This is a genomic window from Runella salmonicolor (assembly GCF_024158025.1).
Lineage (GTDB): Bacteria > Bacteroidota > Bacteroidia > Cytophagales > Spirosomataceae > Runella > Runella salmonicolor.
In genome coordinates, this window is record NZ_JAMZEL010000007.1 from 158543 (window position 1) to 174423 (window position 15881).

The 15881-nt window shown below is 46.7% G+C and carries 12 protein-coding genes; 5 read left to right on the forward strand and 7 right to left on the reverse strand.

The window, feature by feature from the left end; genetic code table 11:
* The first annotated feature begins 128 nt into the window (after positions 1–128).
* On the forward strand, positions 129–1310 hold the full coding sequence (locus NCI00_RS17420) for a hypothetical protein (RefSeq protein ID WP_253529620.1): 1182 nt from the start codon (positions 129–131) through the stop codon (positions 1308–1310).
* Here NCI00_RS17420 and NCI00_RS17425 read toward each other — a convergent pair.
* The 3 genes from NCI00_RS17425 to NCI00_RS17435 all read right to left on the reverse strand — a co-directional run bounded on the left by NCI00_RS17425 (position 1290) and on the right by NCI00_RS17435 (position 4858).
* The gene (locus tag NCI00_RS17425) at positions 1290–2297 is read right to left on the reverse strand and encodes a PorP/SprF family type IX secretion system membrane protein (RefSeq protein WP_253529621.1); all 1008 of its coding nucleotides are present in this window, start codon (positions 2295–2297) and stop codon (positions 1290–1292) included. The two genes, NCI00_RS17420 and NCI00_RS17425, sit on opposite strands and share 21 nt — an antisense overlap.
* A 158-nt stretch (positions 2298–2455) precedes the next feature.
* Entirely contained in the window at positions 2456–3931 is a 1476-nt protein-coding gene (gene crtD, locus NCI00_RS17430; RefSeq protein WP_253529622.1) for a 1-hydroxycarotenoid 3,4-desaturase CrtD, read from the reverse strand.
* Positions 3932–4018: 87 nt separating this feature from the next.
* Entirely contained in the window at positions 4019–4858 is an 840-nt protein-coding gene (locus tag NCI00_RS17435; protein WP_253529625.1) for an MOSC domain-containing protein, read from the reverse strand.
* A 35-nt stretch (positions 4859–4893) separates the two neighbouring features.
* On the opposite strand from NCI00_RS17435, the gene NCI00_RS17440 reads away from it, so the two are divergent.
* The gene (locus NCI00_RS17440) at positions 4894–5592 is read left to right on the forward strand and encodes a YjjG family noncanonical pyrimidine nucleotidase (protein WP_253529628.1); all 699 of its coding nucleotides are present in this window, start codon (positions 4894–4896) and stop codon (positions 5590–5592) included.
* Here the strand turns inward: NCI00_RS17440 and NCI00_RS17445 are convergent.
* Positions 5581–6666, reverse strand: a complete 1086-nt coding sequence (locus NCI00_RS17445; RefSeq protein ID WP_253529631.1) for a patatin-like phospholipase family protein — start codon at positions 6664–6666, stop codon at positions 5581–5583. The two genes, NCI00_RS17440 and NCI00_RS17445, sit on opposite strands and share 12 nt — an antisense overlap.
* 50 nt (positions 6667–6716) lie before the next feature.
* Here NCI00_RS17445 and NCI00_RS17450 point away from each other — a divergent pair, with 50 nt between their 5' ends.
* On the forward strand, positions 6717–9065 hold the full coding sequence (locus NCI00_RS17450) for a T9SS type A sorting domain-containing protein (RefSeq protein ID WP_253529632.1): 2349 nt from the start codon (positions 6717–6719) through the stop codon (positions 9063–9065).
* Here NCI00_RS17450 and NCI00_RS17455 read toward each other — a convergent pair.
* A complete protein-coding gene (locus NCI00_RS17455; protein WP_253529633.1) occupies positions 8985–10232 on the reverse strand; it encodes a hypothetical protein in 1248 nt (415 codons plus the stop codon). The genes NCI00_RS17450 and NCI00_RS17455 overlap by 81 nt on opposite strands.
* Positions 10233–10236: 4 nt before the next feature.
* Positions 10237–11259, reverse strand: a complete 1023-nt coding sequence (locus NCI00_RS17460; protein ID WP_253529634.1) for a CobW family GTP-binding protein — start codon at positions 11257–11259, stop codon at positions 10237–10239.
* Between the two features lie 265 nt (positions 11260–11524).
* Here NCI00_RS17460 and NCI00_RS17465 point away from each other — a divergent pair, with 265 nt between their 5' ends.
* The gene (locus NCI00_RS17465) at positions 11525–13504 is read left to right on the forward strand and encodes a M1 family metallopeptidase (protein WP_253529635.1); all 1980 of its coding nucleotides are present in this window, start codon (positions 11525–11527) and stop codon (positions 13502–13504) included.
* Here NCI00_RS17465 and NCI00_RS17470 read toward each other — a convergent pair.
* Positions 13501–13623 (reverse strand): WCX domain-containing protein, encoded by a 123-nt coding sequence (locus tag NCI00_RS17470; RefSeq protein ID WP_253529636.1) that lies wholly within the window; start codon positions 13621–13623, stop codon positions 13501–13503. The two genes, NCI00_RS17465 and NCI00_RS17470, sit on opposite strands and share 4 nt — an antisense overlap.
* Positions 13624–13880: 257 nt before the next feature.
* On the opposite strand from NCI00_RS17470, the gene NCI00_RS17475 reads away from it, so the two are divergent.
* Positions 13881–15818, forward strand: a complete 1938-nt coding sequence (locus NCI00_RS17475) for a family 10 glycosylhydrolase (RefSeq protein ID WP_253529637.1) — start codon at positions 13881–13883, stop codon at positions 15816–15818.
* Positions 15819–15881: the final 63 nt, after the last annotated feature.

Sequence of the window (15881 nt, forward strand, 5' to 3'; positions counted from 1 at the left end):
ACTTTAATAAGTAAAGAAGTAAACACAAATTCCTCCTGCTTGGTTGAAGCATGTGCCATTTTTATTGGTAAATTACGTACAAAAATTCACGACATAACGTTATGATTGAGCCAGAAAATCGTAATGCCATGAAACAAATACATTTACTCTTACCCTTATTGATTTTCATACTATATGGCTGTGCAAGAGGAGAAAAAGCTTTACAAAAGGGTAAATACGACCAAGCATTACGGGTTTCGGCCAATCGCCTAAAGCGACACTCAAGTGACACAAAAGCCCAAAAAGTATTTATGGCCGCTCACAAAGAAACTGAACGCATATACCAAAGCAACATTCAACGGTACATAGCCGAAAATCAGCCCTTCAAATGGGAAAGTGTTTTGTATCAGTACCAGCAACTACAAAAAAATCAAGAGGCCTTAACAAAATGTAAAGCTTGCCTTGAATTGCTCAATTCACCCCCAAATTCCTACGCAGAGATTATTGAAAAAGTAAAAACACTGGCCGCCGACGAACGCTATCAAACAGGCTTGGACGCTTTTAAACACAAAGATAATCGGGCACTTGCCGAAGAAGCCGTCAACCATTTTTTGAAGGTAAAACAGCTTTCTCAAAGCTACAAAGACATTGATGACATCCTCATTTCGGCCAAGGAATACGCCGTTTTACGGATAGTAATTGAGCCATTAACTGAAGACGAACGCCTTTCAGAGTCTGAATATGAGTATTTACAGGAACGATTGGACGAAGAATTCTTCGGAAACCGCTCCCCGCACGAATTAGTCCGTTTTCAAAATCCAGCCGCTGCTCAAGAGGACAGCCTTCCCTCCCACCACGTACTTCGGATTTATTTTACCGGTCAATCCTGGCTAAGAGAGTCGACTGGCAGCACAGATGCTACCGTTGAAAGTAGCACGAAATACAAAGTCGGCACGAAAAAAATCAACGATACCACCGTGGTGGACGTGATGGAACCCGTCAAAGGAACGCTCACAACAAACTATCGAAAGCGGGAGAAAAATGCGGAACTAGAATATGAAATCATCGACTTGGACAATAATTGCGTGATTCATCGGGATGAGTTTCGGGGCCGTGCGGAATGGAAAGAAGAATGGGAAACATTTAGCGGCGATGAACGGGCCTTAAACGGAAAAGTACTTACGTCATCACCTACTTTGTTTCCAGCTTCCGATTGGGATCTTTTTAAAGATATAAGTCGCTCAGCGGCTCGCCAAATTTATTACCGAATACACTACTTTTACAAAAAACCGTTGCCTGTATATTCTTGCCTACCAAAAAACTCGCGGTGACGAATAATGGCTACTCCTTCCTAACGTAAGCCCCAGCGTAATTTCGTGCGAGCCTTGAGCACGAGATTGAAGGGAAGAAAGGACATATTCGTAGGTGTAGCTGACCGTAAATTTCTGCGCCACGCGCGTGCCCACCCACCCCAAAAATGCATCGCTTTTCCGGTAAGACATGCCAAACCACAGCTGATTTAAGTAGCTGAATTTGAAATTCAAATCCCAAGACATGGGTGCTTTGGCCGATTTTTTAAACAGCACCGAAGGCGTAAAGTCCCATTCATCGGTGATGGGTAGTCGATAGCCTGCTGTGAGGAAATAATGCGGAACGAGTTGTCCCTGCCAATCGTAACTCGTAGAACGAAATCGCAATTTTCTACCCAATACTTGCTGCACCGAAAAACCCGCAAAAAAGTCGGTGGAATACACCCACAGCCCCGCGTGCAAATCGGGCCGAAATGTATTGACTTTGCCCACCGACACAACAGGGTCCAAAGGGTTGGCCAAGCGAATGCGGTCAAAATCAAGCGTGTGCTGGGTAACGCCCGCTGCAAGACCAGCACTTACCTGCCATTCGTCGTTCAAAGGATAATGATACGCCCCCGAAACACTCATCGAAAACCGTGTCCAAGGGCCTGTTTGGTCACGAATGAGCGAAACACCCGCCCCGCCGTGAGCATCTGGCAAAATCGGCCCTCGCTGACGCCCGTAGCTGAATCGCGGCGAAGCAGGCGCTACTTCAAAATCAGGATTTCCGATGGGCAAATGCGCCGTCATGTATAATGTTCGCGGCGCATCCTCCAAGCCCACCCATTGCTGCCGATAACCTATTTTGGCATCGGCATAGCTTTCAATGCCCGCCAGGGCTGGATTGAGCAAAAAGTTGTTTTGGAGGTATTGAGAATATTGAGGCAGTTGTTGCCCCCGAATAATGGTTGAATAGCAAACCACGGAGAAACAGAGGCACACGAGGAGCATTTTCGTGTATCTCATCTCTCTTATTTTTTTGTGTAAAAAATCTTTTAAATGGTAACCTTGCCGCATTTATGTTAGAATCAAAACACCCTCTCTGTGTCACTCAGTTTCTCTGTGGTTAATTGAAAATCACCCTTGCTTTCACCAGCAAAAACCGCACCTAAAATAGATTAACTCTAAGAATCAATCAAATCTGTCGCAATCTTCGCCGATAGGATAGCCAGTGGAATGCCGCCACCGGGATGAACGCTACCTCCGACAAAGTAAAGGTTTTTAAATTCCCGAGAAAAATTGGCATGACGCAAAAACGCCGCAAAGCGGTTGTTGGAACTGTTGCCATACAACGCTCCCTGTGAACTTGACGTTTTGAATTCAATGCTGCGCGGGTCTAGGATTTCTTCACATTCGATAAAATCTGCGATGTTTACACCTAAATTGTGTGATACTTTCCTGAGTACGTCTTGGCGACTTTGTTCAATCAGCGCTTCCCAGTCTTGCCCTTCATTATTAGGCGCATTGACCAGAATAAACCAGTTTTCGCCGCCTTGAGGGGCATCATCGGGTTTGTGTTTTGATGTAATATTTATATAAACGGTTGGGTCAGAATACAACGTTTTTTGTTGGAACAAATGCTCAAATTCGGCGCGATAATCATTCGAAAAAAAGATATTATGCAAGCCCAATTCAGCAAAGCTTTTCTTAACACCCCAATAAAAAATCAGCGCTGAACTTGATTTGGGTTGCCGCAAAATACGTTCGGGCTGTTTGGCTTCGGGGAGCAATTTGCGGAAGGTATTTACCACGTCCATGTTGGAAACAACAATGTCGTAAGAGTCAGGTGCGGGAGTATTTGCGTCAAAAATCAGTTTAGTAACCCGATTTTCCTGCGTTTCCAGTTTCGTAATTTTCGTATTATAATAAAATTTTACGCCCAACTCTTCAGCTAGTTTGACCAAACTTTCCGTAATATCCACCATTCCTTTTTTTGGAAAAAACGCGCCGATGTTGTATTCCAAATGCGGAATAATATTCATTGTGGCGGGGGTTTGGTAGGGATCTGAGCCGTTGTAAGTAGCATATCGATTGAAAAGCTGCACCACGCGCGGATTTTGAAAACGCCGTTCGTTGGCGCTGTTCATGGTCGTAAAGGCATCCAAGCGGTGCATATTGGCGTAGCCTTTGAACGCATCGCGGTTGAAATAGGTGCTAATTTTGTGCAATGAACGGTGCAAAAACAACTTTTCGGTGACGTTGTATTTGACGGCACTATCTTTTAAATGGGCCAAAACATGCACCGACGGTTCACCCAATTTTTCTTCTATCTCTTGCGCAAACGCCCGTTGATTGGCGTGGGCGGCAAGGCGCACACCATCGTCCCAGAAATAGCGACAGGCTTCGTCTAAGCGAATATAGTCAAAATACGCTTTCGGATTTTTGCCCGAAATCTCAAACAACTCTTCCACCAAATGAGGTAAAGTAAACAATGATGGCCCCGCGTCGAATCGGTAGCCTTTCACTTCAAAACTCGACAATTTGCCACCTGGATAGCTGTTGGCTTCAAAAACGTGAACGTCGTAGCCTTTGTTGGCCAAACGAATGGCGGAGGCGATGCCTGCAATGCCTGCCCCGATAATGGCTGCTGTTTTTTTCATACTTTTCGTTACATGGGGTTTTGAGAAACCCCTCAGTCGGTTTTGAGAAACCGACTACACCTTTACTGCAAAACCTTCTGCCTTTTTTTATTCACTCATCGTTTGCCGTGATTTGCGGCTCACTACTTGTATCTCGTCACCAATCTTTAAAACTCCACTCTGATTGGTCATTACATTTTGTCCAAAGAAAATCTTGTTGTTACGCTTGCGGTACGTCGACAGCGTTTTGAGCGGTTCTTTCCCTACGATTTCACCTTTTTCAGGGTCAACGGTGGTCAGAATACAACGTGCGCAGGGTTTTACCCCAAAAAATGTCAACTTACCAATCGTAAACTCGTACCATTGGTCTTCGTCATAAGGTATTCCTCCTTCAAAAACCAGATTGGGGCGAAACCGTATCATAGAAACTGGTTCGGGCAGGCGAGTGTTTAAATCATCTAACGAAGATTGTCCAATGACCAAAAACGGAAACCCATCGGCAAAGCTCACATTAGCATCGAAAGGGGCATAATTAGAATCAGCAAGACGGGGCGAAGTATCGGGTAGATACACCAAACGCGCCGAAAAACCGAGTGCTTCGCTCAACCAACGGTTTGAAGCATCATTGACGATGACGGCCTCTATTTGGTCATCCCACACGGTCACCGTTACTAAATCAAAAGTTTCGGGCTGAAAAGGAACGATGAGCGCACTCAAATCCCGCGAGCGATGGCGCAACTGCAAACCAATGTCCGTCAGGGTCACCTCAATCAGCGCCATGTTTGGGTGGCTGCGCTGGGTTACAAAGCGGTTGTTATCGTCAATAATCAACCAGCGGCGGTCGTAGCGCAAGCCGCGCTCTTCCACCTGAGCGTGCGTGAGGCGAATTGCCCCCAACGATTTTACGGGATAAATGAAGATTTCGGAGAGGATGAGAACAGACGTCATTCTTGTTTGTAGATTTGCACAAAACTCGTTATTCAATGCCAAAATACAAACACCTATTTTTTGATCTTGACCACACGCTGTGGGATTTTGAGCGCAATTCGGCCGAATCATTGACCGATATTTACCACGGCTTTGAACTCATCAATCACGGGGTGATGTCGCTGGGTGATTTTGTGCGGGCATTCCTCGAAATCAACACAAAACTGTGGGACGATTTTGATCATGGCCGTATTGCCCATAGTTATATTCGTGAGCACCGTTTTCGGCTGGTTTTTGAAGCCCTGAACGTTAAAAATGTAGCTTTTGGCAGCGCTTTGGGCGAAGAATATTTAAAATTACTTCCGCAAAAATCGCACTTGCTCGACGGAGCCGTTGAGCTGTTGGAGTATTGTGCAAGCAAAGATTACCAACTCCACATCGTCACCAACGGTTTTGATTCCATTCAGGCGTCTAAAATGCAAAGTTCGGGCATTCATCATTATTTTCAACAGGTGGTGACCAATGAAAAAGCGGGAGCAAAAAAACCTGACGCACAGATTTTTGCGTATGCCTTACAAGCCGCCGATGCACAACCCCACGAAAGTCTAATGATTGGTGACAATTGGCAAGCGGACATTCTAGGTGCATTACGTTTTGGGATGGACGCCGCCTTTTATAACCCCAAGAAATTGGTTTTTGACCAACAACCTACCTACGACGTACAGCATCTGGATGAACTGAAATCAGTTTTGTGAAACGACGGTCGAAGGAGCGCAAAAATCACCCACGCATTTTTTCCCGCTCCCAATCAGCACATTTTTCTCGGCCTCTGAGAGCTTTCGCACTTTAGCCCCAATGTTCTGAAAATCAATCGAAATGGTCCGTTTTAAATCTTCGGGGCGAAAATTGTAGCGGTTGGCCGCCTCAGACACCAAAGTATAGAAGGCACCCATGTAAGTTTTGAAACTGCGAATGGGATAAGACGCCAACTCAAAATTTTGGGTATCGGCTTTGATTTGCTCGGCACTTTCAAGCCTCAACCCCAAGGTTTCGGCGTTGAAAACGGGCGTTTCTGGCGTCAGATTAGGCTGCGGGGTGCTTAAATAACGGTTTTGGTCAAAAAGCCCGATGGGATAATTCATCAACAAGCCGCCATCGACCAACACATCGGCAGGAATCGTGCGCGGCGGGCGTTGATGAAATCGACCCGTACTATCCATAAACACGGCGCAATAATACAACGGAATCGACATCGAGGCCCGCACGGCATCGGCAATGACCAAGTCGGGGAACTTCTCGTACGAAAGCACCATCGACTTTTGTTTGGTCAGGTTCGTTACCGTCACATACAAGTCTTTGTAGCAACTATCTCGTTGGGTAAGCGCGTGCAATTGACCAAAAGTCAAATGGGTAGCACCCGTTTTTTGTTCAATCTTCTGGGCTATCCACTTACGAAAAGCGTCTCCCTTATACCAACCAAAACGCTCAATCAAACGCTGTGTGCCACCCACAAAAATGTATTGCCCATCGTTAAAGGATTGAATTTTCATTTCCGAAACCAACTCGGTCAACTCTGCCGCCGAATAGCCCACCGCCAGCAACGACGCCTGAATGGCTCCTGCCGACGTGCCGCCCACACGGCGAATGTCTTTCAAAAGTCCGCGTTGCTCCAATTCTTGAATCGCTCCACAATAAGCAATACCGCGAATACCGCCGCCTTCCAAGACCAGATTATGGTATTTTTGTTGCGCAACAGAAGAATATGAAAAGAGAAAAAATACGCAAACAAGCCCAGTTTTGGCCCACAGGACGAACACTTTTTGGAACATAAAAACGTTTTTTGTTTAGAACGGTTTATTATAGAAAAAATTGAATGCGAATGAGGCAGATTATACATTCTAAGATGATTCTACGTGGTTTTCTGCGCTGGTCTGTGCCGCTGAGCCTTTGCTTCATTTGCGCGCTGATTGGTTTTAAATCGTTTGGTCAAACGTTTTCATTTCGTTGGGATAACTCCGCTAAAGTTCTCAAAAACAACGCCCCCATCCTCAACCCTTGGGCGGGCGGCCTTAACAGTGCCCAATTCTCAAAAATGCACCTCAACGACGACGGCACGGAAGATTTGGTCATCTTCGACCGTGGCAATCAGCAGGTATCTACTTTTTTGGCCGTTCGCCAAGCCAACGCAATCACTTGGCAACACGCTCCCCAATACGAAGCAAAATTCCCGTCCAATATGCTGTATTGGATGCTACTGGTCGATTATGACCGCGATGGCCGCAAAGATTTGTTTACCAGTACGGTGGCGGGTATTCGTGTTTTCCGCAATATTCCCGCCGCTGATGGTTTTTCCTGGTCGCTTGTGGCCGACCCACTTCTGACGCAGGGGTTTTCTAGAAACATCAATCTGTACGTTCCGTCCACCGATTTACCGGCTATTACCGACGTCGACGATGATGGCGATATCGACATTCTTACCTTCGATTTTACGGGCGCTTCTTTGGAACTACACCAAAATTTAAGCAAAGAGCAAAACAGCACGCAGCCGTTTGTCTTCCGAAAAGTAACCACCAATTGGGGCCGTTTTGCGGCTACGTCTTCGTGCGACAAATATGAACTCAATCTGGAACCCGCTGACACAGAAGTGCAAGCTCCAGAACAAGTACGCACAAACGCTGCCACCCTCAGCGAAGCATTGGGCGGGCCTTTGTCAAACGCCAAAATTCAGCACGCGGGCAATACCCTTTGGGTTGGCGATATAGACGGCGATGGCCGCAAGGATATTTTACATGGCCACGTGGCCTGCAACAACGTGACGTTGCTCAAAAACGTAGGTGGCAACGGCATGGCGGCACTGATTGGCAGTGTACAATCAAATTTTCCAGCCCAAGCCCCCATTAACTACCCCATTTTTCCTTCGGCCTACATCGAAGATTTGGACGGCGACGGGATTCAGGATTTGGTAGCCTCGCCGAGTAGCACGGATATTACTAGCAACTCACTCATCAATTTACGGCAATCCAATTGGTTTTACCGCAACGAAGGCACGGCGTCAAAGCCCAACTTTGTGTATAGTCAACCCGATTTTTTGCAGGACGGGATGATTGATTTAGGAGAAAACGCCACACCTGCCCTTGCCGATATTGACGGCGACGGCGACTTAGATTTAGTGGTAGGTTATGGGGGGGCGCGTACGCAAACTGGCTATCGGTCAAGTCTTCAGTTATATCGAAATACGGGGACGGCCACCCAAGCTCAGTTTGAGTGGGTTAGCACCGATTTTCTGAACCTGAGCAACCAACTTTTTAGCAAAGAAAACCTCATGCCAGTCAATACCAAGCCGTTTTTTGCCGACCTAAACGGCGACGGAACACTTGATTTGGGCTTTTGGGCCAATACTTTTAAAGGCATGGACATTCGATTTGTGCCCAACAAAGCCCCCCGAGGAGCAGCGATGCAACTCGACACCACCCGTTTGAGCAAACTTCCCAATCCAGCCAACTTCTCCAACGGCGAAAATTTGCTTTACTATGATATTGACCAAGACGGAAAATTGGATGTGCTGGTCAGTAAAAACTCGGGCAATGTAGAATTTCATCGAAACACGGGAAGTACCCTTGCGCCAGTGTATGAACTCAAAACGAATGTGTTTGGTGGTTTGGATGTGGATTTCAACAAACGTTCACAAGGGATGGCCGTAGCCGACCTCAACGGCGACCGAAAGCCTGAACTTATTCTGGGAGATTTGTTGGGACGATTGCGGGTATACCAAAATTTCACCACGCCCGACGCAACGTTAAAGAGTGATACCAATCTGATTTTTAACGAATTTGCAGGAAAAACAGCGTTTTTAAGAATAGGAGCAGGACTCTTTCCCGCCGTTGGAGATTTAGATGGCGACCAACTTCCCGAATTACTCATCGGTAGCAACACAGGCGGCATCAAGTACTTAAAAAACACTTCGCCCAAAGTCAATCCTCCCGTCGAAACACTGGAATTAATCGTTTATCCCAATCCAACCTCAAACTTTCTCTACGCACAAGTTCCTGTAACGGGGCAATTAGAAATAATCACCATCAACGGACAAATTGTTAAAAGTCAACCAGTTACTCAAGTAACAACAGAAACTTCTTTTGATGTAAGTAGGTTAGCGCAAGGCATTTACTTCGTTCGACTCATCGGAACCGATGGCTCCAAAACGACGCGAAAGGTAGTAATAGCCCGCTAAAACAGCGATGGCATACACCCAATACCCCCAACTTTCGGTCATCGACCAACATTCAACACACCATTGCGGCATCTCGTTTGGGTAGCGCCCCAAATCGGGTTCTAATTGAAACAATCGCATCAATGGCAACGATGTAAGTAGCACATACCCGCCCGTCCAGGTAGGGAGCCGGTTCAGTTTCAGCAACAAAAAAGTCAGAACAAACGGCATTGCGTTGTACAAAATTCGCGCTGTATCGCCCCCACCAAAAACGCTGAGAAAAAGCCAAAGGAAGAAGTGAGGAGCGAGGAGTGATACACGAGAAGTTAGTAGAAATAAGACATTAGGCGAGGGGTTAGGAGTTGAAATGAAAGCGAACCAAAATGTTCCGTACGCCAAAAACCAACTGACTGGTACGCTCAAAAATAAATCGGGATGCTCGGCATAACGCTTCATTCCTCGTAAAACACTGACAATAGAGTTATTTCGCCAGTCGGTAGAGGCAGCAGGAAAGAAGAAAACAACAAGGCAGTAAATAGCCAAAGAAAAGCAAAAAGATAAAAGCAGTGGTTTTGTGATGCCAGCGGTATCTGAATTCTTCCTAGTAAGCAAGACTGTCATTCCTAAAACGGCGATAAAGGCCTCCTTTTGAAGTGTACCCAAAACAGCGATTAAAATAAACATGCAATTGAGCCAAGCCTTCGAAAGTTTCTTTTCTTCAAGAAGTAAAAGCGCTAAAAAAGACGTCAGCAAAAAATACCCGCCTACATCCGCCGTCACGGGGTCGGGCAAATACATCCTTACGAGGCCTTTCCAATGAAATAAAATCCAGAAAAGGGCAATTGCAATCCAAAAAAACCTAATGTTGAGTTTTAACCAAATCCAAGTCAACAGCGCAATGGTCGCCAAGATAAAGACCCCATTGAGCCAAACAAAATTCGTAACTAGTTCATTAATAGGCAAATGAGCCGCCAGCCACGGCATCAAAATTCGCGTATTGAACGGGAATGACACTTCATAATTTACGGTAAAGCCTTTGAAATAGTCATAGGCCTTGGCGTATTGATGCGCATCATAGCGCAGGTCGAGCAAGGAGTAAGTATAAATCGGTTGGAAGAACGCATACAGTAAATACACTGCCAAAGCAGACAAAACGGCTGCAATTACAATCCAACCTTTTTCTTTCACAATTTTAGACGGTTTTCATTTCTGAAACATTCAGGAGACACCCTTTTAGGCCATCCTCCAGCGTCTTCCACGGCAATGGATTAGCCGAAATACACTCTACACGGCTGTCGCGGCGGTAAGCTAAGTATTCAATCGTAAACTCTCCGCGTACGGCATTGATCAACACCCAATCCACACCCGTTCTGAAAGCGCCTTTTACGCGTTCTACGTTTTGTAGGGAAGCAACCCATGCTTTCAGTTTGGGCAATTCAAAAACTTCATCGGGTGAGAACACCCATCCACAGCTATACCGTCCCAACCCGTGACTTTCCCGCATAAGCGGCTTGCCTACTTCAGGAATTGGCAATTCTTCCGAATGATGGTGGTGGTGATGCTCGTGTTCGTGCGCATGAGGATGCAGGGCTTTTCGATTTGGGAAAGGCTCAATATTGAGCCAGTTGGGGTCAATGTCACCGTGCTCTACGGCCCCGATTAAAATTTTAGGCGGAAAAAGCGCCTTGCCCCATTCCAGAAAATCCTGCGTTAGCGCCTCGCCCGCCAAATCAACCTTGTTAGCAATGAGCACATCGGCCAAGGTAATTTGGTCAATAAACGTTTCGTGTTCCCGATAATCTTCATTGTCCCACTGACGCGGGTCTACCAAGCAGACCGTAGCTCGAATGTCAAGCACATCTTTCAAAAACTTTCCGCGCAGCATATCCAAAATTGCCTCAGGATGCCCCATACCCGTCGGTTCAATCAAAATACGGTGAGGTTTTACTTGACGTAGTACCAACGTGAGCGTCATTTGCATCGGCAAATTGGCCGTGCAACAAATACATCCACCCGCTACCTCTTTGACCACCAAACCATTTTCATCTGCTCCCGCAAACGGCGTATGGTCGATTGAAACCGCCCCAAATTCATTGATAATGACGGCCCAACGCTCATCGGCAGGCTTGCGTTTAAGAATATTTTGCAGCGCCGTTGTTTTGCCAACGCCCAAAAAACCAGTGATAAGATTGACGGGAATTTTATTGAGAGCCATTGTTAGTTATGATTGTCGATTTAAGACATGATATCCAATAAACCAATCTTTACCCTCACAGATTCATTTCTCCTCCAAATTGGGTGAAAATACGCCTGATTTTGTTGATTATGGTTCTGTTTTTACTTTTTACAACAATTCTGCCTTACCTTCGTTTTTCAGCAAATTCATTCTGTAGAAGTTTCGATGACTCATTTTCTATCGGGTATTTTCAGGATAGAAAAAAACAACGCATCGGCCCATGCACATCATAAATTCATTTATAATGTTTCGTCAACTTAGTTTTTTATTTCTGGTAAGTCTTGTGGCGTTGGCGCAAGCTCAAAACCCCACTACCAAATACGACGCGCACGTATTGTTCAATCCCTTGTTTAATTACCAACCTGCCAACGAGTCCCGTACGGGTAGCGGCGCGCCAGGCCCTCGCTATTGGCAAAACCGCGCCGATTATAAAATCGCCGTCACCCTCGACGAAGCCGCCAACACCATTGCAGGTGAAGTAGAAATCACTTATACCAACAACAGCCCCGAAGCGCTACCTTTTGTGTGGCTGCAACTTGACCAAAATGCTTTCAACGACAATTCGCGCAGCGGTAAAACCACCCCCCTCAACGGCGGTCGCTACGGCAATATGGGTTTTGAAGGCGGCTATACCATCAGTGCGGTGAGCATTCAGCAAGGAAAGGGGAAATATGCCCCTGCCGATTTTGTCATCGACGATACCCGTATGCAAATTCGCCTCTCCGACGCGGTAAAGCCCACGGGCGATGTGCTGAAAATAAAAGTGAGTTATTCTTTCAAAATTCCCACGTATGCCTCCGACCGCATGGGAAAACTGGACACCAAAAACGGCACGATTTACGAAATCGCCCAATGGTACCCCCGCATGTGCGTATTTGACGACATTGAAGGTTGGAACGTACTTCCGTACATTGGCGCGGGTGAGTTTTACCTCAATTACGGCGACTATGAATACAGTGTAACCGTACCTTGGGACCACATTGTGGGCGGCTCAGGAGAACTGCTCAACCCGTCGGACGTAATGACCTCAGAGCAAATCAAACGCATGGAAGAAGCCCGCAAAAGCGACAAAACCGTGATGATTCGCAGCGCGAAAGAAATAAAAGAGAAAAAATCACGCCCCAAAGATTCGGGCATGATTACATGGAAATTCCGTTGCCAAAACGCCCGCGACGTAGCCTGGGCTACATCCCGCGCCTTTGTGTGGGATGCCGCCAAAATGAACTTACCTAGCGGTAAACCCGCTATCGCACAATCATTGTACACCGCCGAAAACGACGGTAACGATGGTTGGGGCCGCTCGACAGAATACGTGAAAGGTTGTCTGGAATTTTATTCCAAATACCTCATGGAATTTCCTTATCCCGTGGCCACCAACGTGGCGGGCATCGTGGGCGGCATGGAATACCCAGGCATTGTTTTTTGCGCACACAACGACAAAAAAGAATCACTTTGGGGCGTAACAGACCACGAATTCGGACATACTTGGTTTCCGATGATTGTGGGCAACAACGAACGTAAATTTGCGTGGATGGATGAAGGATTTAATACCTTTATCAATATGCTTTCGACCGAGGCCTTCAACGATGGTGAATACAACCGCGACCGCCTAGATGATATGCAGAACCTTGCGCCTACGCTATTCCGGGATGGTGCGGACCCTATCCTGACCGTGCCAGATGTCATCAAAGCGACCAATTTGGGCTGGGATGCGTACTATAAACCCGCGATCGGGCTTAAGCTCCTACGTGAAGTGGTACTGGGTCGCGACCGATTTGATTATGCTTTCAAACAATACGTAAAACGCTGGGCTTTCAAACACCCCACGCCTTATGACTTCTTCCGAACCATCGAAGATGCCGCTGGCGAAGACCTAGGTTGGTACTGGAAAGGCTGGTTTTACGAAAATTATAAACTGGACCAAGGCGTAAAAGAAGTTCAATACGTGGAGCAAACGCCCTCCAAAGGCTCGGTCATTACCATCGAAAACCTTGAGCAATGGGCCATGCCCACCATCCTAGAACTAGAAGAAGCCGGTGGCAAAAAGACCCGCATTACGCTTCCCGTAGAAGTTTGGCAACGCGGCAGCACCTGGACCTTCAAAGCGGCTACCAAAAACCCCTTGAAATCCGTCATCATCGACCCCGACTCTCAATTACCCGACATCAACCCACGCAACAATACCTGGCATCCTGTGCGGTATATGTCGCCGGACGAGAATTAATACTCGTCAGAACACACATACATAGCCGAGGCACTGCGCAGTGTCTCGGCTATTTTTTGGCGTAACTCTTTTGGTTCAAGTATTTCTACATCCATCCGAAATTCTAAGATTTTAGACATCCGCTTTCGGTTGATACAAAGTTTAGTTTCCAAAGAGAAGATATAACTCCAACCTGTATAAAATAGCCATTTGACTACAAAAGCATATCGTATCCCCGCCCCTCTGGCATTGTATTTGTAACTTTGATTCAGCAGTCAAGTACAATTTTTGGAATATTGACGTTACTTTTGTGCGTGTATTTCATTACGTTGTTTTACAACTCCACTTTGTATTGGGGGTTGATTGATTTTCAATTGTGGATAAAGGAACAATGCCCTTGAAAAATCTTCTATTTCTCCTTTTGGTTAGCTTTTCTCTTTTCGCACAACCCAAGCGTGAATTTAGGGGGGTGTGGATTGCCAATGTCGGAAACGTGGACTGGCCTTCCACCAAAGGGCTTTCTGCCGCCCAACAACAACAAGAATTGATTGATTTGCTGGATATGATTCAACGACGCGGACTCAACGCCGTGTTTTTTCAGATACGCAATGCCTGTGATGCAGTTTACGAAAGCAAGCTAGAACCTTGGTCCGAATGGCTTACGGGACAGCAGGGACAATCGCCCGGTTATGACCCACTGGCGTTTATGATACAAGAATGTCGCAAACGTAATCTCGAAATCCACGCGTGGATGAACCCCTATCGTGCCGTGACGGATATCCGTACGGCTTCGCTCGCTTCCAATCACGTTGCCAAAGTCCGGCCTGATGTACTGCTATCTTACGGCCCGTTACGGATTCTGGACCCGGGCCGCCCCGAAGTGCGCTCGTTTGTGACCCGTGTGGTCATGGACGTAGTACGCCGCTACGACGTAGACGGCATTCATTTCGATGATTATTTTTATCCTTACCCCCAAACGGGCGTCACACTCAACGACAACGCTACTTTTGCGGAGCACAATCGCGGGTTTACCAACCGCGCCGACTGGCGTCGCGACAATGTTAACTTGCTCATTGAATCTGTCGCCGACAGCCTGAGAAGAGTAAAGCCTTGGGTCAAATTTGGGGTATCTCCTTTTGGTATTTGGAAAAACCGCAGCAGCTCAGCAGAAGGCTCAAACTCTCGCGGTTTTGAAGCTTATTCTGGAAATTTTGCCGATGCCCGCAAATGGATACAAGAAGGCTGGGTAGACTATATTGCTCCGCAGGTGTATTGGAGCATGGGCAACGGGTCAGCCAATTATACGCATTTGGTGCCTTGGTGGAGCGAAAATGTATCGGAGCAACACCTTTACATTGGCCACGGAGTGTACAAAGTCAACAGCGATGCCAACTGGCGTAGACCCATGGAGGTTTCTAATCAAATACGCTTTAACCGAACCTTTGCCAATGTGCACGGAAGTATTCTTTTCAGCGCCAAAACCCTTCGCAACAACCCAAATCAGTTGTGCGATATTCTCTGTCAAGAAGTGTATCAATCTCCAGCGCTTGTTCCAGCCATGCCTTGGAAAAGCACAACGCCTCCGCCCGTACCTACTGACCTCGAAACAGAACTCAACGATAACAACACCATTACCTTAACGTGGTCTTATCCTTATACGCCCACTTCGGAGCGCGACAAAGCCCGGTATTTCGTTGTCTACAGAAGCATTAACAAAGCCTCCATCGACCTCCGAACGGGGCTATCCATTCGGGCCATTGTGGTAAACGAAGCAGGAAAAAACACGTTTACCTTCACCGATTTACAAGTCACCCCCGGCACCAAATACAACTACACCGTCAGTGCGTTTAACCGACTTCATAATGAAAGTAAACCAACCGATGTGGTAAGTATATCCACCACGCAACGGGCGGTAGAAGTGGTGGAAGAAGCCCCCAAGCCGATTTTACCTTTGGCTTCGCAATTACAGGCTCCAATTACTCCCCACGAAGAGCCTACGGAAGCCGTTGCGGCCGCCGAAGAAGAAAAAGAAGAGGCCGAGCCTGAAACTACGGAAACACCCGCCACTGAATCAGACGAGTTGTTAGAAGTTTTCCCCAATCCATTCAACCAACAGATAGACATTCGGTACCGACTTACCGAAGCCACCGAGGTGTCGCTCTATGTGTACGATTCGCACGGCACGCGCGTGGGGGCGTTGGTGGTGAACAAACCTCAGGAAATAGGCACGTATTCTGTTAAATTCAATGGACAATTCCTGAGCGAAGGTGCGTATTACGCCCGTTTGATGGCGGGCCCCGTACAAAAAACCGTTAAGATGGTTTTGAAACGTTAGGAAGTATTAACAAAAATCAAGGCAAGATTCTAACCCCATTCTTCGTTGATAGCCCACAAACAA

Excerpts from the sequence above, each read along its gene's own strand:
- NCI00_RS17420 (WP_253529620.1), top strand. The coding sequence starts at position 129 with ATGAAACAAATACATTTACTCTTACCCTTATTGATTTTCATACTATAT.
- NCI00_RS17425 (WP_253529621.1), bottom strand. The coding sequence starts at position 2,297 with ATGAGATACACGAAAATGCTCCTCGTGTGCCTCTGTTTCTCCGTGGTT.
- crtD (WP_253529622.1), bottom strand. The coding sequence starts at position 3,931 with ATGAAAAAAACAGCAGCCATTATCGGGGCAGGCATTGCAGGCATCGCC.
- NCI00_RS17435 (WP_253529625.1), bottom strand. The coding sequence starts at position 4,858 with ATGACGTCTGTTCTCATCCTCTCCGAAATCTTCATTTATCCCGTAAAA.
- NCI00_RS17440 (WP_253529628.1), top strand. The coding sequence starts at position 4,894 with ATGCCAAAATACAAACACCTATTTTTTGATCTTGACCACACGCTGTGG.
- NCI00_RS17445 (WP_253529631.1), bottom strand. The coding sequence starts at position 6,666 with ATGTTCCAAAAAGTGTTCGTCCTGTGGGCCAAAACTGGGCTTGTTTGC.
- NCI00_RS17450 (WP_253529632.1), top strand. The coding sequence starts at position 6,717 with ATGAGGCAGATTATACATTCTAAGATGATTCTACGTGGTTTTCTGCGC.
- NCI00_RS17460 (WP_253529634.1), bottom strand. The coding sequence starts at position 11,259 with ATGGCTCTCAATAAAATTCCCGTCAATCTTATCACTGGTTTTTTGGGC.
- NCI00_RS17465 (WP_253529635.1), top strand. The coding sequence starts at position 11,525 with ATGTTTCGTCAACTTAGTTTTTTATTTCTGGTAAGTCTTGTGGCGTTG.
- NCI00_RS17470 (WP_253529636.1), bottom strand. The coding sequence starts at position 13,623 with ATGTCTAAAATCTTAGAATTTCGGATGGATGTAGAAATACTTGAACCA.